Here is a 23,824-nt window from a genome sequence, read left to right on the forward strand (position 1 = left end):
CCTGATGCATCGTTTCTTCATTTTTTTATATTACCTGATCTCTAAAAACAGGCTTTTATCCATACTCTTTGCGGTAGGAATTGCTGTGGCATGCGGCTTTTTCGCTTCAAAAATCAATTTTGAAGAAGATATCAATCAGATCATCCCGAAAAATGAAAAGTCTGACCTTACGGCAAAAGTTCTCAAGCAGCTCAACTTTTCAGACAAAATTATTGTCATCATTGAAAATAAATCGAAGGAAGATAACTTCCAGCTTTCCGAGACTGCCGACGCCTTTTTGCAGAAAACGGAGCCTTTAAAGAAGTATATAGGTTCCATTCAGGGAAAAGTAAATGACAATGAAATTTCGGAGACTTTTGATTTTGTCAATCAGCACCTTCCCTTATTTTTAGATGAAAATGATTATAAGGAAATCGAAAGAAAACTGAATAAGGACAGTATTTCAAAACAGGTAGAAAGTAACTATATTTCACTGGCATCTCCCACGAGCTTAGTCACGAAGGAATTCATCAAAAAAGATCCCCTTGGAATTACTTTTTTAGGCATTAAAAAATTAAACGCGCTTAATATCAGTAAGGATTTTAAACTCGAAAACAGCTATATCGTTACCAAAGACGGAAAAAATCTCCTGCTATTTATCGATCCAAAAAATAAGAGCAACGACACCAAACACAATGAAACTTTCGTCAATGAACTTAATGAAATAAAAGATCACCTCAATAAACAATTTAAAGGCAAAACGGAAATCAGCTATTTCGGTTCCCCTGTCATAGCGGTGGCCAATGCCCAGCAGATCAAAAAAGACATTCAGAATACCGTGATGATCTCCATGACCGTACTTTTGATTCTACTGATTTATTATTTCCGGAATTTCTTTACCCCGATTATTGTTTTCCTGCCGACGGTTTTTTCGGTTTTACTGGCTTTACTGATTTTATACTTTATTAAAGATAAAATTTCGGCTATTTCGCTGAGTGTAGGTGCTATTCTGATTGGGATAACGATCGATTATGCGCTTCATATTCTTACCCATTACAAGCACAACAACAATATAGAAGAGCTTTACAAAGAAATCACCCAGCCGATCATACTGAGCAGTGCAACGACTGCTGTTTCTTTTCTGTGCCTCGTATTTGTCCGTTCGGAAGCGCTAAAAGACCTGGGCCTATTTGCCGCGATTACCGTGATCCTCTCTTCGGTCACGGCATTAATCATCGTTCCTCAATTGTATCATCCGAAAAAAGAAAAGAAAGCCAACACCAATTTTATCGATAAAATAGGCGCTTATCCTTACGAAAAGAACAAACCTCTGATCATCGGCTGTTCGGTAATCATTATTGCCTGCCTGTTTGGGTTCAGGCATGTCGGGTTTAATGAGGACATCGGAGATTTGAATTATATTCCTAAAGACCTCAAGATCAGTGAAGCGAAACTTCAGAAGCTTTCGGATATCACTTCAAAATCCATTTATACCATTTCTTACGGGAATTCTGCGGAAGAAGCCCTTACGAAAAATTCAGCGCTGAGCGGTTTCCTTGAAAAAGAAAAGCAGGAAGGGAAAATCATGAACTATAATTCTTTGGGAAAGGTGGTTTTATCACAAAAAGACCAGGATGAAAAAATAAAAGAATGGAATACATTCTGGACGAAAGAAAAAAAAGCGTCTACAATGTCGGAGCTGATCAGAAATGGAAATGAATATGGCTTTAACAGCGCTGCATTCAACCAGTTTAATGATCATTTAAATAAAAACTATACCCCGATAAGCCTTAAGGACTACGAAAAAATAAAGGCGCTGCAGGTATCCGAATTCCTGAGTGAGGAAAACGGATTCTTTACGGTCTCTAATGTGGTGAAAGTAGATGAAGGCAAAAGAGATGCTTTCATTAAAGATATTGAGCAAAAACACGATGTTCTGGCCATCGACCGCCAGCAGATGAATGAGAATTTCCTTGGCCTGCTGAAAAGGGAGTTCAATACCCTAATCAATTATTCTCTTTTAGCCATTATTCTCACGATCATCGTATTTTTCAGGAATTTTGAACTTACGGTTCTTACCATGTTCCCGATTGTTCTTACCGGGATTGTAACAGCTGGAATTTTATACTTTCTGGGGCTCGAGCTTAATATTTTCAGTACCGTGGTCTGTACGCTGGTATTTGGTGTAGGTGATGATTTCAGCATCTTCCTTACGCAGGCCATGCAAAAGGAACATACGACCGGAAAAAATGAACTTCCGACCTACAGGACATCCATTATCCTGGCCGTTTTTACGACTATTTTATCGATCGGCTCACTGATTTTTGCCAAACACCCGGCGCTTCATTCGCTGGCGCTGGTAGCATTAATTGGGATGTTTTCGGTGATCATTATTACTTCAACCCTGTACCCTTTCTGGTTCAGGTTGCTGATTACCAACAGGGCGAGAAAAGGACTTTCGCCGATTACGTTCAGACTTTTTTTACATTCAATCCTTTCTTTCCTGTATTATGGATTGGGAGGTCTATTCTTTTCACTGATCATCAGCCCTTTCGCCAAAAATTCAAAAGGAAAAACCCTGAACTTTTTTAAATTAATTTCCGCCAGGTTTTTAACTTCCGTGCTGTTTACGAATCCATGGGTAAGGAAAAAGGTCATTAAAGTTACGAAAGAAGATTTCAACAGGCCGGCAGTCATTATTGCCAATCATACGTCGTTCCTGGATACTTTGGCTATTGCAATGGCGACTCATAAGATCGTTTACCTGGTCAATGACTGGGTATATACATCCCCTGTGTTCGGGAAAATGGTAAAGGCCATGGGATTTTATCCCGTATCTCAGGGTATTGAAAACGGGATGAGCAAACTGCAGGAAAAGATCAATCAGGGCTATTCGCTGGTGGTATTTCCTGAGGCGGAGCGTTCTTATACCAATGACATCAAAAGGTTTCATAAAGGAGCATTTTATCTGGCTGAACAGTTTAACCTTGATATTTTACCTATTTATATCCATGGGAATTCTGAAGTTTTACCCAAAGGAGATTTTATCATTTATGACGGCTCAATAACCGTAAAAATTGGTGAGCGGATTAAAAAAGAAGATCCGAGTTTTGGATTAAATTATTCAGAAAGGGCAAAAAAAATCAATGCTCATTTCAGAAAAGAATTTGCCGGTTTGAGAAGAGAGCTTGAAGATGAAAATTATTTTAAGAAAAAACTTTTTTTAAGCTTTTTATATAAAGATAATGAAGTGGTAAGTGAAGTAAAAGCAGATTTCAAGGAGAATAAAAGTGTTTATTTTCAGCTGAATAAACATATTCCGAAAAATGCGAATATCCTTCATATCGCCGATGATTTTGGACAGAAAGATGTTTTACTGACGCTTCAGCAGGCAGGAAGACGAATGTTCAGTCATATTAAAAATAACGAAAAAAGACAGATTGCCAGACAGAATTACCTGGTGAAAAGAAGGAAGATCAATTACATAGAAAGCATGAGTGAAATCAATAAAAACATTGACGTATTGCTGATTTCAGATGAAAATTTTGACATCGCTTCACTGGAGCAGCTTCCCGGAACTATCATCTTTTGTAATGTAAAAAGCGGAATGGTAAACAATGCTGACTACGCACTAAAATTCAGTTCTGAATCATTAAAAGTATTTAGTTCTGAATAATAAATATGAAAAGCATATTTTTGTAACGGATAAAAAGAATTAATGAAAAAAAATATACTGGTTATATACTACACTCAGTCCGGACAGCTGGAAGATATCGTAAAAAATATCGCCCTCCCGTTTGAGGAAAAAAGTGAGCAATATGACGTGACGTACTACAACATCAGACTGAAAAAAGATTTTCCTTTCCCATGGTCCGGTGATGTATTTTTCAACACGTTTCCCGAATCTTACCTTCAGATTCCGAGTGAAATTCTTCCACCGCCGGAAGAGGTCCTGAACAAAAAGTTCGATTTGATTCTTTTCGGATATCAGGTATGGTATCTTACGCCTTCCATTCCGATCATTTCATTCCTGAAGAGTGGTTTTGCAGAAAATATACTCAAAGACACTCCCGTAGTTACGATTTCCGGAACTAGGAATATGTGGATGTTTTCCCAGGAAAAACTGAAAGTATATTTAAAACAAATGCAAGCCAGGCTGGTCGGAAATATCGCTCTTGTAGACAGACATGACAATTACACCAGTGTACTGACGATTCTTCGCTGGATGACCACCGGGAAAAAAGAGAAATCAGGAATGCTTCCTGCCGCGGGTGTTTCAGACGAAGAAATCAATGGCTCCCCGAAATACGGAAGGATTATTGAAAAGCATTTTTCAGAAAACACCCTGGAAACGCTGCAGCCCGAGCTCGTAAAGAACGGTGCGGTAGAAATCAGGGCCTTCCTGGTAAGGGTGGAAAAAGTAGGAAACAAGATTTTCAAAGTCTGGTCTAACCTCATTATCAGGAAAAAAGAAAAGCGACCTTTGCTGATCAAATTCTTTAAGGTATATTTGATGGCTGCAATCTGGATTATTTCACCAATTGTTTTGGTTTTACATTTGCTTACAACACCTATCTTTTGGTTTAAAAGAAAAAAACAAAGAGAATATTTACAAGGAATTAATATAAAATAGAATGTACGACGTATTTATAACAAAAGCATCAACATACCTGCCGAATGAACCGGTTTCTAATGATGAAATGGAAACGTATCTTGGTTATATAAATGACGCAAAATCTAAAGCTAAAGCACTTATTTTAAGAAATAATAAAATCACGACGCGATATTATGCTTTAGACAAAGAAGGAAATCCTACCCATACCAATGCTCAGATTGCAGCCAATGCAGTGAAGCAGCTTTTTGATGATAAATTCAGAAAAGAGGATATGGAACTCCTTTCGGTAGGAACTTCTTCTCCTGACCAGATCCAGCCTTCCCATGCCTCGATGATTCATGGTGAGCTTGATATCAACAAACCCCTGGCCATCAATACAGCCTCCGGACTCTGCAATTCCGGGATGAATGCCCTCAATTACGGATTTCTTTCCGTAAAAGCCGGCGTTCACAACAATGCGGTTTGCTTAGGTTCCGAAAGAATGTCTGCATGGATGACGGCAGATAAATTCAACCATGAGGCAGAAAACCTGGCTCTGTTGGAAGAAAGACCCATTATCGCTTTCAAAAGAGAATTCCTGAGATGGATGCTTTCTGACGGTGCCGGAGCTTTCCTTCTGGAAAATAAGCCGAGAGAAAATGAGGTTTCCCTGAAGATCGAATTCATCGATTTTTATTCTTACGCTCACGAAATAGAAGCCTGTATGTATGCAGGTTGTGAAAAGCAGGAAGACGGAAGCTTAAAATCCTGGGCAGATTATCCATCAGATGAATGGCTGAAGCAATCTATTTTTGCATTAAAGCAGGATACGAAAATTTTAGATAAATACATTCTGGTAAAAGGTGCCGAAAGTTTAAGATCATCTTTCGACAAGCACAATCTTGACCCGAATACGATAGACCATGTGCTGGCACATATTTCCTCAGGTTATTTTAAAGAAGGTTTAAAAAATGAATTTGCCAATGTAGGGCTCGATTTCCCTTGGGAAAAATGGTTCTATAATCTTTCAGAAGTAGGAAACATTGGTGCGGGATCAATTTTCATCGCCCTGGAACAGCTTATGAATTCAGGAAAGCTTAAAAAAGGTGAAAAAGTACTTCTCTGCGTTCCTGAAAGCGGAAGATTTGCCTATTCCTGCGCTTTATTAACTGTTTGCTAATGGAAAACCAATTGCCTACCTCTGATCAGGATTTTGTGGAAAGCTTAATTCCTCAAAGAGCTCCATTTGTAATGGTGGACCGTATTGACGAATATTCTGAAAATCATCTGGTTTCAGGATTTAAAATCAAAGAGGAAAACATTTTTGTTCAGGACGGAATCTTTCAGGCATCCGGGCTCATTGAACATCAGGCACAGAGCGTAGCCCTTCATACCGGATACAAATTTTATCTTCTGGGAAAAGAAGCTCCGACGGGATATATCGGCGCCATAAAAACATTCGAGGCCCATACTCTCCCAAAAGCAGGAGATGTTCTTACTACGGAAGTCAAAATCCTCAGTGAGATCATGGGCGTAACCTTAGTTGACACCACTACCCGACTGAACGATAAGGTGATTGCCGGCAGCCAGATGAAAACTGTTGTAAAATAATTATGATTAAAAATGTAACATCATGGAAATCAAGGAAGAAAACATCATCAATATACATAATTTCCTGCCACACCGCGAGCCGATGCTCATGGCAGATTACATTCTGGAATTGACTGAAGAAAAAGTAGTGACTTCCTTCGAGATCAAAGAAAACAACATTTTTGTTCATCATAATGAGTTTGCAGAAGCAGGACTGATTGAAAACCTGGCACAAACCTGCTCTTCAATCCTCGGTCAAAGCTTCTTTGAAAATCAGGAAGCCCACACAAAAGTGATCGGCTTCATTACCAACATAAAGAAAATTGAAGTTTTTGCATTACCAAAAGTAGGTGACCGAATCATTTCCAAAGCTTCACTGATTTCGAAATTTGAGAATATCTGCCATATTTTTTGTGAAGCTTTTCATCACGATGAATTATTAATAAGAGCTGAAATAAATTTGTTTATTCAGGAAGTAAAACCCTAATACGAATGAAAAAACAAGATCTTCCACAGGACGAAAGCAACTTACAATCTGCCAACATGACAGAAGTACTGTATGTAACGGATGAAAATAACAATTACACCACGGCAAACAGCATCGGCTGGGAAGCTAAGAAAGCTGCTTTGGAGGAATCTCTGGCTTTGATCAGCGAAAGGATTGAAGAAGCCAGGCAGAACGTCGCCAGCAACACCGTAAGCCCTATCGTCTACTTCATGGAGCTTAATAAAATGGACCTTCAGGTTCTGGCAGCTTATGTCGGGATGTGGCAGTGGCGTGTAAAAAGACATGGCAAACCAAAAGTATTCAAAACACTAAGCGAATCTGTCCTGAAAAAATATGCCGATGCCTTCGGAATTTCAACAGATGAACTCAAAAATTTCAACGGAAAATAAAGGAACCTTGCGGGTTCTGTAATACCAAGCTAAGAATGAAACTTAATTTTGAACACCATCAGACTGCGCATTGCGAGAACGGTGTTGCCTCCAATTTATTATTAAACAAAGGGTTGAAACTCAGCGAGCCGATGATCTTCGGGATCGGTTCGGGATTATTCTTTGTATACCTCCCTTTTTTAAAAGTAAATTTCGCACCCGGATTCAGCTACCGCCCGATGCCCGGAGCGATCTTCAGCAAAGCCGCAAAAAGACTGGGAATTAAAATTAAAAGACTGAAATTCTCCAATCCGGATGAAGCTCAGAAAGCATTGGAAAAAAACCTGGAAAACAATATTCCCACAGGTCTTCAGGTGGGCGTTTTTAACCTAACCTACTTTCCGGAAGAATATAAATTCCATTTCAATGCCCATAATCTTGTGGTGTATGGCAAGGAAGACGGAAAATTCCTGATCAGCGATCCGGTGATGGATTACACCACGACCCTTACCGAAGCCGAGCTGGAAAAAGTAAGATATGCCAAAGGCGCGCTTCCCCCGAAAGGACACATGTATTACCCGACCTATATTCCGGAACAAGTGAATCTGGAAGAAGCCATTAAAAAAGGGATTAAAGATACCTGCAAAAATATGCTGGCTCCGGTTCCGATCATCGGAGTAAAAGCCATGAGATGGGTCGCGAAAAGCATTCCGAAATGGGCTGAGAAAAAAGGCACGAAAACCACCAATCACTATCTGGGACAACTGATCCGGATGCAGGAAGAAATCGGTACTGGCGGCGGCGGATTCAGGTTCATTTACGGAGCATTCTTACAGGAAGCGGCAGTTACCCTGAAAAATGACCAACTCAACGAACTCTCCAAAGAAATTACAATGATCGGTGATCTCTGGAGAGATTTTGCCGTAGATATTGCCCGGGTATATAAAAACAGGAATTCCAAAAGCGACATCTACAACCAGCTTTCAAAAACCATGCTTCATATTGCCGACCTGGAAGAAGCTTTCTATAAAAAACTCAGAAAAGCGATATAACGTGGAGCATTTCATAGAGATAAAAAACCTGTACAAAAAATATAAAAATGCTGAAGACTTTTCGGTGAACGATATTTCTTTGATCATCGATAAGAATGAAATCTACGGAATCCTTGGCCCCAACGGAGCTGGAAAAACCACTCTGATTTCTATGCTTTCGGGACTTATAAAACCGACTTCGGGACAATTTACGATCGATGGACTCTCCCACCAGAAAAATGGTTTTAAACTCAGGCAGATCATGGGCATCGTTCCGCAGGAATATGCCTTGTATCCTACGCTGACTGCCCGGGAAAACCTGATGTTCTTCGGGAGCCTTTACGGGTTAAGCCATAAAAATTTAAAAAAAGCTATTGATGAATCTCTGGAAATCATGGGCTTATCAAAATTTGCCGATAAAAAAGTAGAACAGTTTTCCGGAGGCATGAAGCGAAGATGCAACCTGATTGCCGGAACACTTCATAACCCGAAGGTTCTTTTTTTGGACGAGCCTACTGTTGGCGTGGATGTTCAGTCCAAAAAAGCGATAATCGATTATCTTTTGGATTTAAATAAAAAAGGGACCTGCATTATTTACACCTCGCATCACCTTTCGGAAGCTGAGGAATTCTGCACAAAAATTGCGATCATCGATCATGGTAAAATCCACGCGGTAGGAACACCGGAAGAACTGATCGGTAAAGTTGCCCATGCGGAAAATTTAGAAGATGTTTTTATTTCATTAACCGGAAAAGAATTACGCGATGTTGTTGTATAAATTGTGGAGAAGTTTTGTGAAGGAAATCCTTTTGCTGAAAAGAGATATCGGAGGGATCGTCATTATTTTCGTAATGCCGCTGCTGCTGATCATCACGATCACCCTGATCCAGGATTCCACGTTTAAAAACCTGGAAGGCTCGAAAATTCCGGTTATTTTCATCGATCACGACAGGTCTGAAGTCTCACAGAGCATAAAAAAAGAACTTGAAAACAGCAATACGTTTGAATTGCTGACCGATTTCACTGAAAAATCCGCACAGGATGCCGTATTTTCCGGAGATTACCAGATGGCGATCGTTATTCCTGAGCATTTAACGAAAGACATCAATTCCAATATCGATTCCAAGGTACAGACGATTGTAAGTTCATTCGGCCTGGAATCAGATTCTGCAAAACTAAAGAAAGAAGCCCCGAAAGCCAAAGAGATTCATTTGTATTTTGATCCGGCCACCAACATCGGATTCAAAAATAATGTGATGAATTCCATCAACAAAATGGTCTTTGAAATCGAAAATAAAAAGATCTACAAAGCATTCCAGGATCAGCTGGGTACTACGGAAGATCTTGAAAAAGACAAAAGCCTGATCGGTTTTAAAGAAATCACTCCGAAGAAAGGGGAAATGGATGTGATGCCGAATTCCGTTCAGCATAATGTTCCGGCATGGGCACTATTTGCGATTTTCTTTATCGTCGTGCCGTTATCGATTAATTTAGTTAAAGAAAAAAGCCAGGGAACCAGTGTAAGGGCAAGAATCAGCCCGACGCCTTATTTCGTTCACATCCTCGGAAAGACTTTTACGTATCTTATCATCTGTGTCATCCAGTTTTTGCTGATGGTGGCCGTCGGGATTTACCTGTTCCCCTATATGGATCTGCCACAGTTCGACGTTACCGGGAAGATGTTCCCAATGATTATCGTAACGATCTTTGCGGGATTGGCTGCTATCGGATTCGGCGTTTTACTGGGAACGATAGCAGATACACAGGAACAGTCGGCCCCATTCGGAGCGACTTCCGTAGTGGTTCTGGCAGCCATCGGAGGAATCTGGGTTCCGGTATTTCTAATGCCCGAATTTATGCAGACCATCGCTAAATTTTCTCCGATGAATTGGGGGCTGAATGCGTATTATGATATTATTTTAAGAAACAGCGGAATCGGCGGTATTGCCAAAGAAATTACGTTTTTATTTTTATTCTACATCGCAATGGTGGGTATTTCATTATTTTATGAAAGAAAACAAAATGCAGTCTAAAGAAAATATATTGACGTGTACCGAAGAGGTACGGGTAAGATTTAATGAAACAGATCCGCTGGGAATTGTCTGGCACGGCCATTATATCGTCTATTTCGAAGACGGAAGAGAAGCCTTCGGAAGACAGCACGGCTTAACGTACCTTGATATTCAGAAAGCAGGTTTTGTAACCCCCATCGTTAAAAGTACCTGCGAACATTTTCTTCCTTTGAAATACGGGGAAACATTCAGGATTGTTACGACATTCGTGAATTCGGTTTCTGCCAAGTTAATTTACCGGTACGAACTTTTTAACCAGGAAGACAAGCTGGTCTGTTCGGGAGAAACCATTCAGGTTTTTCTGGATTCCGATAATAATTTATGCTTATACAATCCTGAATTTTTTCAGGCATGGAAAGATAAAATGGGACTTTAGCTATATTTTGGCTTTACCAGATATGAATCGAAAATTTCATTAATGAATGAACAACGAAATTTACATTACGGATTATAACTGCATCACGCCTTTGGGTTTTGATGTTTCCTCGAATTGGAATGCTCTCTTAGAAGGGAAATCCGGTGTTTCCTTACACAAGATTATCGAAAATCAGGAGCCTTTTTATGCTTCCATGATAGAGGATGAAAAACTCAATGAAAAATTTGATAAAGTCTTTGAAGTTCAAAACCCACAGCATTTTACCCGGTTGGAAAAGATGTTCCTGTTAAGCCTAAAACCTCTGGTTGAAAAACATCCCGTTTCAGAAGGTACGGCTTTTATTTTATCCACCACAAAAGGGAATATCAGTTTATTAAAAAATCAAGAAACATTACCGGAAGGTGCTTTTCTTTCAAGCCTGGCTCAAAAAATTGCCGATTTTTTCGGATTTAAAACCAAACCTGTCGTTGTTTCCAATGCCTGCGTTTCCGGAGTGATGGCTATGGCCGTTGCGAAAAATATGATCCGGGCAGGAAAATACAAAGATGCTTTTGTCATCGCCGGTGATGAGATTTCGGAGTTTGTGATTTCGGGCTTCAATTCCTTTCAGGCCATCGGAACCAGAATCTGTAAACCCTATGACAAAAACCGGGACGGCATCAACATCGGTGAAGCCGCAGCAGCCGTTTATATAACTTCCGAACCTACAGGGAACGAAAAATTTAGTTTTAAAATAGCCGGAGATTCGGCAGTAAATGATGCCAACCATATTTCCGGCCCTTCCAGAACAGGCGACGGGCTGTTTGCCAGCATCAGGAATGCCATGAAAGAAGCACAGGTTTCCCCGCAAGAGATTGATTTTATTTCCGCCCACGGTACAGCAACCATTTACAACGATGAAATGGAAGCCATTGCCTTCAACAGGATGGAACTGCAGCATATTCCCCTCAACAGCATGAAAGCCTATTACGGACATTGCCTGGGCGCTTCGGGACTGCTGGAAAGCATCATTTCCATGGAAAGTGCCCTGAACAGCACCCTGATCCCATCCAAAAACTTTGAAGAGCAGGGAATCTCCCAATCTTTGAATATCATCAGAGAAAATCAACCTGCAGACATCCGATATATTCTGAAAACCGCTTCCGGATTCGGTGGGTGTAATGCGGCGGTTGTTTTGGAAAAATGTAAATAATAATTTCGTATTTTTGATAGATTAAGTTTAAAAAATGGAATCTACCTTAGAAATCAGAAAAAGAATTCACGAATTCATTGAGACGGCAGACGACAGGATCCTGCGGATTTTCAACGGGATTATTGATGCTGAAGAGCAGGAAGAGGATCAGCCGTCTGTTCCTGAATGGTTTTATGAAGAGCTTGATAAGAGAAAAGAAAAGTACATCAGTGGAGAATCAAAATCATTTACCTGGGAGGAAGTAAAAGCAAAGGCGAAAGCTTCTTTAAAATGATGTATAAACTGATCGTACAGGAAGAGGCGGGTCTTGAAATTTTGGAGACCTACATTTACTATGAGAGCATGCAAACAGGCCTTGGGGAAAAATTCCTCATGCAGGTTGAAAAATATTTTCTTCAGATTCAAAATAACCCAAAACATTTTCAGATCAAAGGAAGTAAATATAGAGAAGCCTATCTTCGTAAGTTTCCCTACATTATCATTTTCGATACGGTGGATGACAGAGTAATTATTCTGTCTGTTTTCAATGCCCATCAAAACCCGGAGCGGAAGCCCTAATCCTTTTTTTAACGTATTCATGAAGAAAACAGAAACCTGCCTCATCGAAAATTCAAAAATTATTCTGAACGACGAAACCGTTTTTGAACTCCCTGTCGGAAATTTTTCAGATTTCGCCAAAGAAGCCTATAAAAGCATGGAGTTAGGCTATCCAAAATTTCACAAAATGGATAACCTCAGCAAACTGGCTTTCCTGGCTTCTGAAATAATCTTAAAAAATGAAGATCACAGCCGGACCGGCCTGGTTTTTGCCAACCGTTCCTCCAGCCTGGATACCGATTCCAAATATCAGGAAAGCATTAATTCACCTGAAAACTATTTTCCGAGTCCTGCGGTTTTTGTATACACGCTGCCCAACATCTGTGTAGGTGAGATCAGTATCCGGCACAAGATGCAGACCGAAAATGCGTTTTTTGTACTGGATGAATTCGACGAAGAATTTGTAAACAGCTATGCCGGACAGCTTATACAGTCGGGAAAAGCCGATAAAGTATTGTGCGGCTGGGTAGAACTTTATCAGGAAAGTTATAAAGCTTTTGTATATTTGCTGACTGCGTAATTTAATAATATAACAGTATAACATTGTAACAATCATATTCAGTAATATCCTATTGGTAAACTGGTAGATTGATACATTGGTAAATTTTAAAAAATATGGAAAACTTAAGAGAAGAATTAAAACACAAAATCATTGAAGTTCTTAATTTAGAAGATGTTGCGGTAGAGGAAATCCAGGATACGGATCCTTTATTCGGCGGAGGTCTTGGTCTTGACTCTATCGACGCGCTTGAGCTGATCGTTCTTCTGGATAAAGAATACGGCATCAAATTATCCGATCCCAAGAAAGGAAAGGAAATTTTTACCTCTATCGATACGATGGCGAAATTTATCGAAGAAAACAGAACAAAATAAATTAATATACCAATATATCAGTGTAACATTCTAACCATTGGTAAACTGTTACACTGATATATTGTTACATTTTTAAACATGGGTCAAAAAATTGCCATCACAGGAATGGGCATCATCTCTTCCATCGGGAACAACGTGGAAGAAAACCTGAGTTCATTACAGTCCGGGAAGCACGGGATTTCAGACATCCAATTGTTTGAAACACGCCACGCCGGACATATCAAAACCGGAGAAATCAAGCTTTCCAACGCACAGCTGATGGAAAGACTTCAGCTGAAAGATGAAAAGAATGCGACAAGAACAGCCCTGTTTGGCATGATTGCCGCAAAAGAAGCCATCGAAAGCGCTGGGATTTCGGATATCAATGAATACAAAACAGGTCTGATCTCCTCTACCAGTGTCGGCGGAATGGATGTTACCGAAAACTACTTCTACACGTACGAAGATTTTCCTGACAAGCAAAAATATATTGACTCCCATGATGCAGGCAATTCCTCATTATTAATCGCCGATTATTTAGGTTTAAAGGGCATGGTCTCCACGATCAGCACCGCCTGTTCTTCAGCAGCCAATGCGATTATGATGGGGGCAAAGCTTATTAAAAACGGTGTTCTGGACCGGGTAATCGTCGGCGGAACAGACGCGCTTTCCAAATTTACCTTAAACGGGTTCAATACGCTGATGATTCTTACCGATTCCTACAACACACCTTTTGACAATAACCGGAAAGGATTGAATCTGGGGGAAGCCGCGGCATTCATTGTCCTGGAATCTGATGAGGCGGTCCAAAAAGAAAATAAAAAAGTCATCGGCTATCTCTCAGGATACGGAAATGCCAACGATGCTCACCACCAGACGGCTTCTTCGGAAAACGGACAGGGTGCTTATCTCGCCATGGAAAAAGCTCTGAAAATCTCCGGTTTGGATAAAGAAAACATCGATTACATCAACGTTCACGGGACGGCAACGCCAAACAACGACCTTTCGGAAGGAATCGCAATGATCCGGATCTTCGGAGAAGGAAAAGTTCCTGAATTCAGTTCTACAAAAGCATTTACAGGTCATACTTTAGCTGCTGCGGCAGGAATTGAAGCCGTATATTCATTACTGGCCATCCAGAACGGCCTTATTTTCCCAAACCTGAATTTCAAAACCAAAATGGCAGAATTTGACCTGACACCGGTGACGGAACTAAAAGAAAAAAATATAGATCACGTCCTTTCCAATTCGTTCGGATTCGGAGGAAATTGTTCAACCCTAATTTTCTCGAAATCATGACGGACGCTTATATCAACAGTGCCGCCTGCATCTCTGTACAGGACACTTTAAACGAAAATTTCTTTGAAAATCTTCATCCCTTTAACTCAAACCAGGTTCTCAAAGCCGTTGAGCCCGTTTACAAAGAATTCATTCCGCCGGCTATGATCCGGAGAATGTCTAAAACGGTAAAAATGAGCTCCGTGGCATCTCAATATGCTTTGAAGGAAGCGGGAATCGAGAACCCGGATGCGATTATCGTAGGAACCGGAATCGGCTGTTCGCAGGATTCCGAAAAATTTCTGAAAAATGTGCTGGACAACAACGAAGAGTTTCTTACGCCTACTTATTTTATCCAGTCGACCCATAATACCGTTGCGGGACAGATTGCATTGGGGCTGCAATGCCACGCTTATAATTTCACCTATGTAAACAGTTCTTCATCACTCGAATTTTCATTTTTAGATGCTAAACTTCAGATTAATGATGGTGAAGCCGAAAATGTTCTGGTAGGTTCCACAGATGAACAAACCGAAAGAACAATGGAATTGTATGAACTCAACAAAACTATTAAAAAAGAAGAACATCTTCCTGTAGATTACCTGAACTCAACTACGGACGGCGTTGTCTGGGGCGAAGGCGCCAGCTTTTTTGTGATGAGCAAAGATAAAAAGGACAGTTCTTATGCCCGATTGAAAGACATCCGGATCACCAACCGGCTGGACTTGGAAGAAATACAAGATTTTATTCAAGATTTTTTAGCTGAAAATAACCTGAAGAATAATGAAATCGATGCCGTAATTCTGGGTTTCAGCGGTGATGCAAAGTCTGATGCTTATTATACACAAGCCATGGAATTGTTCACGGACTCTGCTTTGCTGTATTATAAACATCTAAGCGGAGAGTTCAATACCGCCAGCGGTTTTTCAACGTTTATGGCTTGCCAGATCCTGAAAAAACAGGAAATCCCGGAAGTAATGAGAATTAATGAGGTGAAAAAAGAGGAAGTAAAGAATATTTTACTTTACAATCATCTTAGTGGAAACGACCATAGTCTGGTTTTGCTGGAAAGAGCTTAAAAAACTTTTTATATACGTATTCTCAACATATTCGACCTTTTCAACATTTTCAAATTGTGCAAGCGCCACCTGCATAAATTAACCTGATATCACATCAGCTTAACCGATTGGAGCAACTGGTCAAGGAAAATATCGACAAACTGAATATTGATAACGAAGAAATATAATGAAACATTATTTATTTATCCTATTCTACCTCTTCTGCAACGTGTTTATCTATACGTTTCATGGGACAGTCTGGGTATATCTGTTTTGTTTTCTGATGTTCTCAGCCATGGTAATCTGGGGATCCTTTGATATCGAGCTTGGCTATTTTGTCAATAGCATTACACACAAAAGAACAAAAACAAAGGAAGTAGCCCTGACTTTCGATGACGGACCGACGGAGTTTACCCCGAAGTTTTTAGATCTTTTAAAAGAAAATAATATTAAAGCCACCTTTTTCTGCATCGGAAAACAGATTGAAAAATATCCCGAAACCTTTCAGCGGATTATTAATGAAGGCCATGCTGTTGGGAATCATACCTACTCACACTCCAATCAGACCGGGTTTTTATCCACCTCAAAAATGGTGGAAGAAATGAAAAAGTGTGATGAAGTCATGCTGAAAACCGGAAATCTGAAGACCTATCTGTACCGCCCGCCTTTCGGGGTTACCAATCCGAATATTGCCAAAGCGATAAAGCTGACCGGAAAAAAAAGCATTGGCTGGAACGTGCGCTCACTGGATACCATTACCGAAAATGAGAATAAAATTTACCGGAAAGTTACCAAAGAAGTGAAAAAAGGCAGCATCATCCTGCTTCATGACACTTCGGAAAAAACGTACAATGTTTTGGTAAATTTATTAGTATTTTTGGAGGATAAAAATTACTCAACATTTACAATTGATAATATTTTAACCGTAAAAGGACCAAAAGCTTTTAATAAGTGAAAGTTTAAAGGGGATCATTTTGAAAGGTTTTACTTTACATTTTGGTGAGCTTTTCATTTACAAAATTTTAAATGGGATATTATTTTATGGTTGAATTTAAACATGTTATATAATGATTAAAAATCTTTTCATCACCATGCTTTTATCCGTTTCCGGATCATCCTTCGCGCAGAATACAGCCATGTCGGGAGCGGAAGCCAAAGCTTTTGTAAGCAAAGTATCATCGGAAGCCAAAGAGATCAAGACCTTGCAGAGTGATTTTAACCAGACTAAAAAAATGGATTTCCTGGATAAAAATATCGTTACCTATGGGAAGATGTCACTAAAAACCCCGAATATGCTGAGCTGGAAATATACAAAGCCTTATCAGTACAGTATTGTCTTTAAGGAAAATAAGATTTTCATCAACGACCAGGGGAAAAAATCAGCCGTAGATGCCAAAAGCAAAACCTTCGAGAAGATCAATAAGCTGATTGTCGGAAGTTCCAACGGACAAATGTTTAACGATCCGGAATTTTCCGTAGCTTACTTCAAAAACGGCAGTTTCAATATTGCGAAATTCACCCCCAAATCTGCACAGCTGCTCAAATACATTAAGCAGATCGAACTGTATTTTCCTAAAAACCAGTCGACGGTTTCACAGGTGAACATGACGGAAGCTTCGGGAGACACGACCAATATCGTTTTCAAAAACACAAAGATCAATGCACCGGTTGCTGCTTCGGAATTTAGCTTATAGCCTGATTTTCACATCGTTCGTATCCTGTAAAACCTATAAGCTTACGGATGCGAAACCTGTTCTGAATACAGAAAAAAAAATGGTGGAAAATCTGTATTTTTCCTCCAAGGAAGACTATGTGTATAAATGCCAGATGGATATTTACAAAAATCACGTCAGCGGAATCCTGATATTAAAAAAAATTAATGAAACGACCCATCGCGTTGTGCTGACTTCAGATTTCGGAAACAAATTAATCGATTTTGAAATTTCCGGAGATGATTTTAAACTCAATTATGTCCTTCCCGATCTGGATAAAAAAATCGTCATTAATTTTCTGAAAGACGATTTTCAGCAGCTTTTAAGGCAGAAATATCCCGTGGCCGAAAGTTTTGAAAATGAAATCAGCCGCATTTACCTTTCAAAGATCGATGCTAAAGCCTATTATTTATTTTTTAACAAACAGAACGGTTTGCTGAAACAGATCATTTACACGAAAAACAATAAGGAAAAAATCGATTTTACTTTTGAGGCAAAAAAACATATCTTCGCGGACAGTATCAACCTTCAGCATAAAGATTTTAAAATAAACATAAAACTATTCCAGATAACCGAAAACGAATAAATTCACATGAAAAAACTTATTTCTTTATTTACGTTAATCATTTCAGCCATTGCTTTCTCACAGGTAACTTTTAATCCGGGAATCAGGGCGGGTGCCAATTTTTCGCATTTTACCAACAAAGCCCAGTGGTATTCTTATATGGATTTAGATTACTACGGCAATGCCGATCCCAATATGGAATTTAAAAATAAAACCGATCTTTATCTGGGACTTTTCGGCAATATCCGGTTTGCCCGGTTTTATGCATTGCAGCCGGAGATCAATTACTCAAGACAAGGCGCAAAACTGGAAACCAATATCAACAACTGGAACGGACAGACGCTTACGGCTTCTTATGTGAGTATTCAGTTGGTTAACAAATTCTATTTCAACAAATTCAATATCCATTTCGGCCCCACGCTGGAATTTCTGGTGGAACAGAAAAACTTCGATGCCGCTAATGAAATCGACCTGGGCATTACGGCAGGAGCAGGATTTGACATCACCGATCATTTCGGGGTTGAAGCCAGGGTAAAAAAAGGTTTTGTCCCGGTATACTCCTTTTACAACGACCATTCGAACATCACGTTCCAGGCCGGCGTGTATTATGCCTTTAACATGAAAAAATAATTCTATGCAGACTATTCTTACGGATTTTTATACTTTACAGTCTTACGAGCAGGCCGAAAACGGAAGTTATACGGCCAACATCTCCCTGAATAAAGATCATGATATATTCAAAGGACATTTTCCGGGAAATCCGGTAACGCCGGGTGTATGCATGATGCAGATCGTAAAGGAACTTTCTGAAGAATTTACCGGTCTGCCCCTATTCCTGAAGACGGCTTCCAATGTAAAATTCATGGCCATTATCAATCCATTTGAAACACCGGACCTGAAGCTGCAGCTGGATATTACCCAGACCGAAGGAGAAGTGAAAGTAAAAAATACCACATCCTTTGGCGAGACTATTGCATTAAAAATGTCAGTTAACTACCAAAAATTGACCTCATGAAATTTATGTTCTCCCTCATAACGGCCTTCGTCCTTTTTTTCCAGTCGAATCTTGAATCGCTGAGAGAAAGCTACGCAAAAGCCAATGCTTCCAATGCGAATACGGAATCTTTCATCAATATGGCCGAAAAAGCTGCGGGCTCGGATGCCGTAATCCAGGGATACAAGGCTGCTGCGCAGATTATGGAAGCAAAGATTGCCAAATCCAACCGGAAAGCTTTGGTGAAATCCGGAGCAACCAACCTGGAAGCAGTGATCAAAAGCAATCCCAATAATGCCGAACTCAGGGTAATCCGGATGAGCGTTCAGGAAAACATTCCGAAAATCGTAGGATACAGAGGAAGCCTAAGAGACGATAAAGCATTTCTTCTGAATAATTACAGCAAGCAGAATACCGCCCTGAAAAATTACATCAAACGTTTCGCCGCACAGTCCAAAACCATTACCCCGGCCGAAAGAGCAACCCTAAAATAACACAATGACCCTGCCCGAAGTGCAAAACGCGATTCTTGAAAAGAAAATCTGTGTTTTAATCCCGACTTACAACAACGAGAAAACCCTGAAAAGAGTCATTGACGGCGTTCTCGATTATACGCAGGACATTATTGTGGTCAACGACGGCTCTACCGACTCCACCAGGGAGATTTTAGGGCAGTATCCTCAACTTCACGTCATCCATTTACAGGAAAACAAAGGCAAAGGAAATGGCCTTAAAACCGGCTTCAGGAAGGCAAAGAAACTCGGCTATCATTATGCCATCACCATCGATTCCGACGGGCAGCATTATCCTGATGACATTCCCGTTTTCGTGGAAGCATTACTTTACGAAAAAGAAGATGTCCTTTTGATCGGGAACCGTAATATGGCCCAGGACGGCATTCCAAAGAAGAGCAGCTTCGGAAACCGGTTTTCCAATTTCTGGTTCTGGTTTGAGACCGGGATCAAACTGGAAGATACCCAATCCGGCTACCGCCTTTATCCTTTACATAAAATTCCAAAGAAATACTTCACCCCGAAATTTGAATTTGAGATCGAGATTATCGTACGAACTGCCTGGAGGCATGTGCCGGTAAAGAACGTTCCGGTGAAAGTGTTGTACGATCCTGCAGAAAGGGTATCGCATTTCAGGCCGTTCAAAGATTTTACGCGGATCAGCATTCTCAATACCATTTTGGTAACGATTACTTTAGTGTATATTATTCCACGCAACTTTATCCTTAATTTCAGAAAAAAAAGCTTTAAAAGATTTATTCAGGAAGATGTACTGGAAAGCGACGGAACCAACCGTACAAAAGCTTTTTCCATTGCTCTTGGTGTGTTCATAGGGTTTTCGCCTTTTTGGGGTTTTCATACCCTTTTAACCATCTCTTTGGCGGTACTTTTTAAACTAAATAAGGTTCTTGCTTTTGTGGCTTCCAATGTCAGCTTACCTCCTTTTATCCCTTTCATCATTGCGGCATCACTTTTTTTAGGATCACCTTTTGTGGAAGGAGACAGCAATATTTTCAGTCAGGAACTGAATTTCGACCTGGTAAAAAACAATCTCCTGCAATATCTCATTGGCAGTGCTATATTATCCATTACCATGTCCGTAATTTCAGGAATCGCTACTTTTTTATTTTTAAACAAGGTTAATCCTGAAGATAGTTAATAAAAAAACTGCAGGACCTTTCGATCCTGCAGCATGATTTTGATTAATATAAATAATTACTTTACAGTTAGCTTCTGTGAAAGTCTTTTTCCATTTTTATCTGTCAGCACCAGCATGTAATTACCCGCATTCAATTGTTTTACAGAAACTGAATCTCCTTCAATTTTGCTCTGCAATACCACTCTTCCGGTAAGATCATAAATTTTAACTTCAGTAGGAACAAAATCTTTCTGAGCCTTAAAATAGACCATGTCATGAGCCGGATTCGGATATATCGCCAATGCCTGCTGAACTTCCTGCACCTCGCTTGTATTAAGGAATGAACCTTCTACAACATTCAGGGTTGTGTTTGGCGTCACATTATTGATGACATCCACCACTCCGGATGGCCATCTTACGATAACTTTTGTAATCGCCGTGGCCTGCCCGATTCCAAAATGAGCATTCAGTGTGCTCATGTTTGCGAAACCGGTTCCGCTTTGTACATCTCTGATCTGTTTGCCCCATGATCCATATATTTCTACTCTTGCCCCGATTCCGTTTCTGTTGCTTTGGGTACCTTTCAGAGTTACTTTCAGCCATTTATTCGTGTTTCCGGCATTCATCATGATGGTAGTGCCGCTTTGGATATCCAGGAATCCGTCATTATTTAAATCTCCGATCGGACGATCATAGAAATCAAAATTATATGCAGTCTGATTAGGGGTAAATGTAAAATCTCCATTGCCAAACATAATCCTGTTTCCTGCTCCCAAAACATCTAAAAACCCATCGTTATCGAAGTCGTGCGCTACATATTCACGGCTTAGATCATAAACAACATCGTATCCCGATCCTGCCGATTTGTCTGTAAATGTGCCGTCCCCGTTATTTTTCATCACTTTGCTCAGACCGTTGCTGTTGGAGTTGATTCCCACTACGGCGTCCATCCATCCGTCATTGTTAAAATCGCCCCATGCGGAAGACCATGTCTGAACGGGATTTGCCATGTTTGCCGCCGCCGCTACATTAGTAAAGGTTCCATTACCATTATTTCTGTGGAGTTCATCGATATTTCCGCCGGGGCCGGAACCTCCGCCGCTGCATTTCGCGATGAAAAGATCCATATCGCCGTCGTTGTCATAATCAATCCATATCGAACCGTAATTTCCGCCGGAAGGAAAATCTCCCAGTCCGCCCTGATTATGGTTCATATTCGTTCCGTCGTTGATATAATAACGGTTCGGGGCGTTATCATCACAGACAAAAGCGTCCAGCTTTCCATCATTATTGATGTCTATAAAATTGGTTCTCTGTACCAGGAAAGACTCTGATTTTCTGTCGGATGTGTAAGCTGTTCCGGTGGCATTCGCTTTTAGAAATGCAACTCCGCTGCTGGAACCATAAATAAGGTCGTTGTAGCCATTGTTGTCATAATCTCCTGCCGCAATGCTCCAGGATGGTGTTATGATGGTAGAAGGAACCGTATAGGTAACATTATTGAATCCTCCGCCAGGCTGCTGATAAGAGATCATCAGTTGCGTCGCACTCATCACTGATACGATGTCATCGAGGTAATCGCCGTTCATATCGACGATACAGTTGTTAAAATTCGTTGGCACAGAGATCGACTGCGGAACAAAAGATAAGCGATCCGGAACGATAACCACTTCAGAAATGGTAATATTAAAGCCTAATGCAGAATATTTATTATCAAATACAATGTAATAAGTGGTTCCTGCTACCGCATTGAAAGTGACGGCAGAAAATGCCCCTGCACTATCGTCATTTGCCGCAACACAAGTCAATGCATTACAGTTTCCGGAAAATACAATGAGACGAGTATCTGCATTTTGTCCCGCAGAAGAGGTGGCAATTTTAATGCTTTTATTTTCTGTAGGCGTAAATTTGTACCACAAGCCTTTAGTGCCGGGAGTTCCTAAGGAACAGGCTGTGGTTGGTGGCGTTCCGGTTACGCTGGGAGCAGTAACGGTTCCTAATCCAAGAGGGACCGCTGTGGCACATGTCAATTGCGCCATAGCCCAGGTACTATTCAATAATAAAATAAAAAAGGGTAATATTTTTTTCATGAATTAAAAGTTTTGTTAGTATTAAATTAAATTATGGACAAGTTTGATTCAATGAAGAAATCCACTGGCTTAGAAGATCGACGCCTTCATCATGAACAATGGTTCTGCCTAGCAAGGGCATTCTGTTGTTTTCATCTATAGAGCTTAGTCTGAAATGCATCACCGATTTGGCAGGATTTCCTGCCATAATAATCCTTTCTACAGAAGGACTGATAGGCTCATCGGCCGTAATACATACACCCAGTTTTGTTAAGTCCGAGGTTTTACTGAAACTTAATCGTATGGCCCGGTAGTCACAACGGGCATTGTCCTGGTGACAATGGGCACAGTTGATATCGAGATAAGATCTCAGGCGGATATCTAAAGGTTTGCTGGTGTCTTTATAATTCACCGTAGACACAATGTTCGAAGGATAGCTTTGCAGGTAACCTTCATCTACAAACTTTTGCAGCTGGTTCTTTATTCCGTTCGGATAATTGTAGGAAACATTTATATTCTGGGGTTTCAGACCAATCGGAATCGGTTTATTATCAAGCTTATGACAGGCCAGACACTCAGTTTCCGACGGAATTCTGTAGGCTGTTGCAATGAGATCGCCGTTTTCTTTTTTAAATGAAATGTTTTTGGAACTGCCACTCGCGAAATTACTTCCTGTAACGAGTTCTGCTTCTGTCTGAGCATCATTCCAAAGGTATTCTGCAAAAATCCACCCGCTTGATTTTCTGATCATTAAACGTGTTTCAATGATTTTCGTTGTATTACCAGGCTGTATCGTATTGTAATAGAAATTTTTGATCAGGACGGTTCCTACAGGAAAATTTAATATTTTATCATCGGTGTCATAAGTTGCCTTCGTCCCCCCGGGCATCCAGATAAATCTCTTTTTTAAGGCATAATCCGTGAAAAGTGAACTGGCAGGCTCATAAGGAACCACCTTTGTGTTAGGCTGGAGATTTTTAAGATCTCCCGTAAAAAACATATAGGTTGATAATTTTGCATACGGAACTGCATCGATATTGAAATTCACGAAAGAACCTTCCGTTTCTATACTCTCAATTTTTTCGTCGCTTTTGCAGGAAAACACAGTCAGAAAACAAAATAAATACAAAAAGTAGATTTTTTTCATTCATTAAAAAATTAATGAACGAATATAAATAATAAATCCAAAACAAAACAAATTTTTCCCAATAAAAAGAATATTATATTTAAAAATACTTAACAGGATATACTATTTAAAGAATTTTCTCTGTTAAAAAATATTAATTTCACTAAAATTAAAAAATTTCAGACAATAACATGAATACTAACAATCACATCT

Annotated in this window: 26 protein-coding genes; 24 read left to right on the plus strand and 2 right to left on the minus strand. The window is 40.0% G+C overall.

Going from position 1 to position 23,824, the window contains the following annotated elements:
• Nucleotides 1–4: 4 nt before the first annotated feature.
• The 24 genes from AC0N32_RS00105 to AC0N32_RS00220 all read left to right on the plus strand — a co-directional run bounded on the left by AC0N32_RS00105 (nt 5) and on the right by AC0N32_RS00220 (nt 20,437).
• Complete coding sequence (locus AC0N32_RS00105; protein WP_476391850.1) at nt 5–3,655, plus strand: MMPL family transporter; 3,651 nt, start codon at nt 5–7, stop codon at nt 3,653–3,655.
• Nucleotides 3,656–3,697: 42 nt separating this feature from the next.
• Nucleotides 3,698–4,612 (plus strand): dialkylrecorsinol condensing enzyme DarA, encoded by a 915-nt coding sequence (locus AC0N32_RS00110; protein ID WP_476391851.1) that lies wholly within the window; start codon nt 3,698–3,700, stop codon nt 4,610–4,612.
• 1 nt (nt 4,613) lies between these two features.
• On the plus strand, nt 4,614–5,753 hold the full coding sequence (darB, locus tag AC0N32_RS00115; RefSeq protein WP_476391852.1) for a dialkylresorcinol biosynthesis protein DarB: 1,140 nt from the start codon (nt 4,614–4,616) through the stop codon (nt 5,751–5,753).
• Nucleotides 5,753–6,184 carry a hotdog family protein gene (locus AC0N32_RS00120; protein WP_476391853.1) on the plus strand — a complete coding sequence of 144 codons (432 nt, stop codon included), beginning with the start codon at nt 5,753–5,755 and terminating at the stop codon, nt 6,182–6,184. The genes darB and AC0N32_RS00120 overlap by 1 nt, the downstream gene beginning before the upstream one ends.
• 22 nt (nt 6,185–6,206) lie before the next feature.
• Entirely contained in the window at nt 6,207–6,650 is a 444-nt protein-coding gene (locus tag AC0N32_RS00125) for a hotdog family protein (protein ID WP_476391854.1), read from the plus strand.
• 5 nt (nt 6,651–6,655) lie between these two features.
• Nucleotides 6,656–7,060 carry a flexirubin biosynthesis protein DarG gene (DarG, locus tag AC0N32_RS00130; protein WP_476391855.1) on the plus strand — a complete coding sequence of 135 codons (405 nt, stop codon included), beginning with the start codon at nt 6,656–6,658 and terminating at the stop codon, nt 7,058–7,060.
• Nucleotides 7,061–7,095: 35 nt separating this feature from the next.
• Nucleotides 7,096–8,091, plus strand: a complete 996-nt coding sequence (gene darH, locus AC0N32_RS00135) for a BtrH-related acyltransferase DarH (protein ID WP_476391856.1) — start codon at nt 7,096–7,098, stop codon at nt 8,089–8,091.
• A 1-nt stretch (nt 8,092) separates the two neighbouring features.
• Complete coding sequence (locus tag AC0N32_RS00140; RefSeq protein WP_476391857.1) at nt 8,093–8,848, plus strand: ABC transporter ATP-binding protein; 756 nt, start codon at nt 8,093–8,095, stop codon at nt 8,846–8,848.
• A complete protein-coding gene (locus tag AC0N32_RS00145; RefSeq protein WP_476391858.1) occupies nt 8,835–10,103 on the plus strand; it encodes an ABC transporter permease in 1,269 nt (422 codons plus the stop codon). The genes AC0N32_RS00140 and AC0N32_RS00145 overlap by 14 nt, the downstream gene beginning before the upstream one ends.
• Nucleotides 10,078–10,518 (plus strand): acyl-CoA thioesterase, encoded by a 441-nt coding sequence (locus tag AC0N32_RS00150; protein ID WP_476391859.1) that lies wholly within the window; start codon nt 10,078–10,080, stop codon nt 10,516–10,518. The genes AC0N32_RS00145 and AC0N32_RS00150 overlap by 26 nt, the downstream gene beginning before the upstream one ends.
• A gap of 46 nt (nt 10,519–10,564) precedes the next feature.
• Complete coding sequence (locus AC0N32_RS00155; protein ID WP_476391860.1) at nt 10,565–11,710, plus strand: beta-ketoacyl synthase N-terminal-like domain-containing protein; 1,146 nt, start codon at nt 10,565–10,567, stop codon at nt 11,708–11,710.
• Between the two features lie 34 nt (nt 11,711–11,744).
• Entirely contained in the window at nt 11,745–11,984 is a 240-nt protein-coding gene (locus tag AC0N32_RS00160) for an addiction module protein (protein WP_476391861.1), read from the plus strand.
• A complete protein-coding gene (locus AC0N32_RS00165; protein ID WP_476391862.1) occupies nt 11,981–12,268 on the plus strand; it encodes a type II toxin-antitoxin system RelE/ParE family toxin in 288 nt (95 codons plus the stop codon). Before AC0N32_RS00160 ends, AC0N32_RS00165 begins: the two co-directional genes overlap by 4 nt.
• Before the next feature lie 19 nt (nt 12,269–12,287).
• A complete protein-coding gene (locus AC0N32_RS00170) occupies nt 12,288–12,827 on the plus strand; it encodes a 3-oxoacyl-ACP synthase (protein WP_476391863.1) in 540 nt (179 codons plus the stop codon).
• A 95-nt stretch (nt 12,828–12,922) separates the two neighbouring features.
• Nucleotides 12,923–13,180, plus strand: coding sequence for a phosphopantetheine-binding protein (locus AC0N32_RS00175; RefSeq protein ID WP_294225820.1), 258 nt, complete (start codon nt 12,923–12,925; stop codon nt 13,178–13,180).
• A gap of 78 nt (nt 13,181–13,258) precedes the next feature.
• Nucleotides 13,259–14,458 carry a beta-ketoacyl-[acyl-carrier-protein] synthase family protein gene (locus AC0N32_RS00180; protein WP_476391864.1) on the plus strand — a complete coding sequence of 400 codons (1,200 nt, stop codon included), beginning with the start codon at nt 13,259–13,261 and terminating at the stop codon, nt 14,456–14,458.
• Complete coding sequence (locus AC0N32_RS00185) at nt 14,455–15,516, plus strand: beta-ketoacyl synthase N-terminal-like domain-containing protein (RefSeq protein ID WP_476391865.1); 1,062 nt, start codon at nt 14,455–14,457, stop codon at nt 15,514–15,516. Before AC0N32_RS00180 ends, AC0N32_RS00185 begins: the two co-directional genes overlap by 4 nt.
• A 166-nt stretch (nt 15,517–15,682) precedes the next feature.
• Nucleotides 15,683–16,450, plus strand: coding sequence for a polysaccharide deacetylase family protein (locus tag AC0N32_RS00190; RefSeq protein WP_476391866.1), 768 nt, complete (start codon nt 15,683–15,685; stop codon nt 16,448–16,450).
• Nucleotides 16,451–16,562: 112 nt separating this feature from the next.
• Complete coding sequence (gene lolA2, locus AC0N32_RS00195) at nt 16,563–17,189, plus strand: flexirubin biosynthesis/transport protein LolA2 (protein WP_476391867.1); 627 nt, start codon at nt 16,563–16,565, stop codon at nt 17,187–17,189.
• Complete coding sequence (gene lolB2 / locus AC0N32_RS00200) at nt 17,155–17,793, plus strand: flexirubin biosynthesis protein LolB2 (RefSeq protein ID WP_476391868.1); 639 nt, start codon at nt 17,155–17,157, stop codon at nt 17,791–17,793. Before lolA2 ends, lolB2 begins: the two co-directional genes overlap by 35 nt.
• Nucleotides 17,794–17,799: 6 nt before the next feature.
• Nucleotides 17,800–18,402: an outer membrane beta-barrel protein gene (locus AC0N32_RS00205; RefSeq protein ID WP_476391869.1), complete on the plus strand. Its 603-nt coding sequence runs from the start codon at nt 17,800–17,802 to the stop codon at nt 18,400–18,402.
• A 4-nt stretch (nt 18,403–18,406) separates the two neighbouring features.
• On the plus strand, nt 18,407–18,787 hold the full coding sequence (locus AC0N32_RS00210) for an ApeI family dehydratase (RefSeq protein WP_476391870.1): 381 nt from the start codon (nt 18,407–18,409) through the stop codon (nt 18,785–18,787).
• Nucleotides 18,784–19,260: a hypothetical protein gene (locus tag AC0N32_RS00215; protein ID WP_476391871.1), complete on the plus strand. Its 477-nt coding sequence runs from the start codon at nt 18,784–18,786 to the stop codon at nt 19,258–19,260. Before AC0N32_RS00210 ends, AC0N32_RS00215 begins: the two co-directional genes overlap by 4 nt.
• Before the next feature lie 4 nt (nt 19,261–19,264).
• Nucleotides 19,265–20,437, plus strand: coding sequence for a DUF2062 domain-containing protein (locus AC0N32_RS00220; RefSeq protein WP_476391872.1), 1,173 nt, complete (start codon nt 19,265–19,267; stop codon nt 20,435–20,437).
• 56 nt (nt 20,438–20,493) lie between these two features.
• On the opposite strand, the gene AC0N32_RS00225 is transcribed toward AC0N32_RS00220, so the two are convergent.
• Entirely contained in the window at nt 20,494–22,506 is a 2,013-nt protein-coding gene (locus AC0N32_RS00225) for an FG-GAP-like repeat-containing protein (protein WP_476391873.1), read from the minus strand.
• A gap of 31 nt (nt 22,507–22,537) precedes the next feature.
• Nucleotides 22,538–23,632, minus strand: a complete 1,095-nt coding sequence (locus AC0N32_RS00230; RefSeq protein WP_476391874.1) for a hypothetical protein — start codon at nt 23,630–23,632, stop codon at nt 22,538–22,540.
• Between the last annotated feature and the right edge of the window lie 192 nt (nt 23,633–23,824).

This window comes from Chryseobacterium endophyticum, from assembly GCF_056333165.1.

Coding starts and splice junctions, on each gene's coding strand:
- AC0N32_RS00105 (WP_476391850.1), top strand. CDS start 5: ATGCATCGTTTCTTCATTTTTTTATATTACCTGATCTCTAAAAACAGG.
- AC0N32_RS00110 (WP_476391851.1), top strand. CDS start 3,698: ATGAAAAAAAATATACTGGTTATATACTACACTCAGTCCGGACAGCTG.
- darB (WP_476391852.1), top strand. CDS start 4,614: ATGTACGACGTATTTATAACAAAAGCATCAACATACCTGCCGAATGAA.
- AC0N32_RS00120 (WP_476391853.1), top strand. CDS start 5,753: ATGGAAAACCAATTGCCTACCTCTGATCAGGATTTTGTGGAAAGCTTA.
- AC0N32_RS00125 (WP_476391854.1), top strand. CDS start 6,207: ATGGAAATCAAGGAAGAAAACATCATCAATATACATAATTTCCTGCCA.
- DarG (WP_476391855.1), top strand. CDS start 6,656: ATGAAAAAACAAGATCTTCCACAGGACGAAAGCAACTTACAATCTGCC.
- darH (WP_476391856.1), top strand. CDS start 7,096: ATGAAACTTAATTTTGAACACCATCAGACTGCGCATTGCGAGAACGGT.
- AC0N32_RS00145 (WP_476391858.1), top strand. CDS start 8,835: ATGTTGTTGTATAAATTGTGGAGAAGTTTTGTGAAGGAAATCCTTTTG.
- AC0N32_RS00150 (WP_476391859.1), top strand. CDS start 10,078: ATGAAAGAAAACAAAATGCAGTCTAAAGAAAATATATTGACGTGTACC.
- AC0N32_RS00155 (WP_476391860.1), top strand. CDS start 10,565: ATGAACAACGAAATTTACATTACGGATTATAACTGCATCACGCCTTTG.
- AC0N32_RS00160 (WP_476391861.1), top strand. CDS start 11,745: ATGGAATCTACCTTAGAAATCAGAAAAAGAATTCACGAATTCATTGAG.
- AC0N32_RS00165 (WP_476391862.1), top strand. CDS start 11,981: ATGATGTATAAACTGATCGTACAGGAAGAGGCGGGTCTTGAAATTTTG.
- AC0N32_RS00170 (WP_476391863.1), top strand. CDS start 12,288: ATGAAGAAAACAGAAACCTGCCTCATCGAAAATTCAAAAATTATTCTG.
- AC0N32_RS00175 (WP_294225820.1), top strand. CDS start 12,923: ATGGAAAACTTAAGAGAAGAATTAAAACACAAAATCATTGAAGTTCTT.
- AC0N32_RS00180 (WP_476391864.1), top strand. CDS start 13,259: ATGGGTCAAAAAATTGCCATCACAGGAATGGGCATCATCTCTTCCATC.
- AC0N32_RS00185 (WP_476391865.1), top strand. CDS start 14,455: ATGACGGACGCTTATATCAACAGTGCCGCCTGCATCTCTGTACAGGAC.
- AC0N32_RS00190 (WP_476391866.1), top strand. CDS start 15,683: ATGAAACATTATTTATTTATCCTATTCTACCTCTTCTGCAACGTGTTT.
- lolA2 (WP_476391867.1), top strand. CDS start 16,563: ATGATTAAAAATCTTTTCATCACCATGCTTTTATCCGTTTCCGGATCA.
- lolB2 (WP_476391868.1), top strand. CDS start 17,155: ATGCACCGGTTGCTGCTTCGGAATTTAGCTTATAGCCTGATTTTCACA.
- AC0N32_RS00205 (WP_476391869.1), top strand. CDS start 17,800: ATGAAAAAACTTATTTCTTTATTTACGTTAATCATTTCAGCCATTGCT.
- AC0N32_RS00210 (WP_476391870.1), top strand. CDS start 18,407: ATGCAGACTATTCTTACGGATTTTTATACTTTACAGTCTTACGAGCAG.
- AC0N32_RS00215 (WP_476391871.1), top strand. CDS start 18,784: ATGAAATTTATGTTCTCCCTCATAACGGCCTTCGTCCTTTTTTTCCAG.
- AC0N32_RS00220 (WP_476391872.1), top strand. CDS start 19,265: ATGACCCTGCCCGAAGTGCAAAACGCGATTCTTGAAAAGAAAATCTGT.
- AC0N32_RS00225 (WP_476391873.1), bottom strand. CDS start 22,506: ATGAAAAAAATATTACCCTTTTTTATTTTATTATTGAATAGTACCTGG.
- AC0N32_RS00230 (WP_476391874.1), bottom strand. CDS start 23,632: ATGAAAAAAATCTACTTTTTGTATTTATTTTGTTTTCTGACTGTGTTT.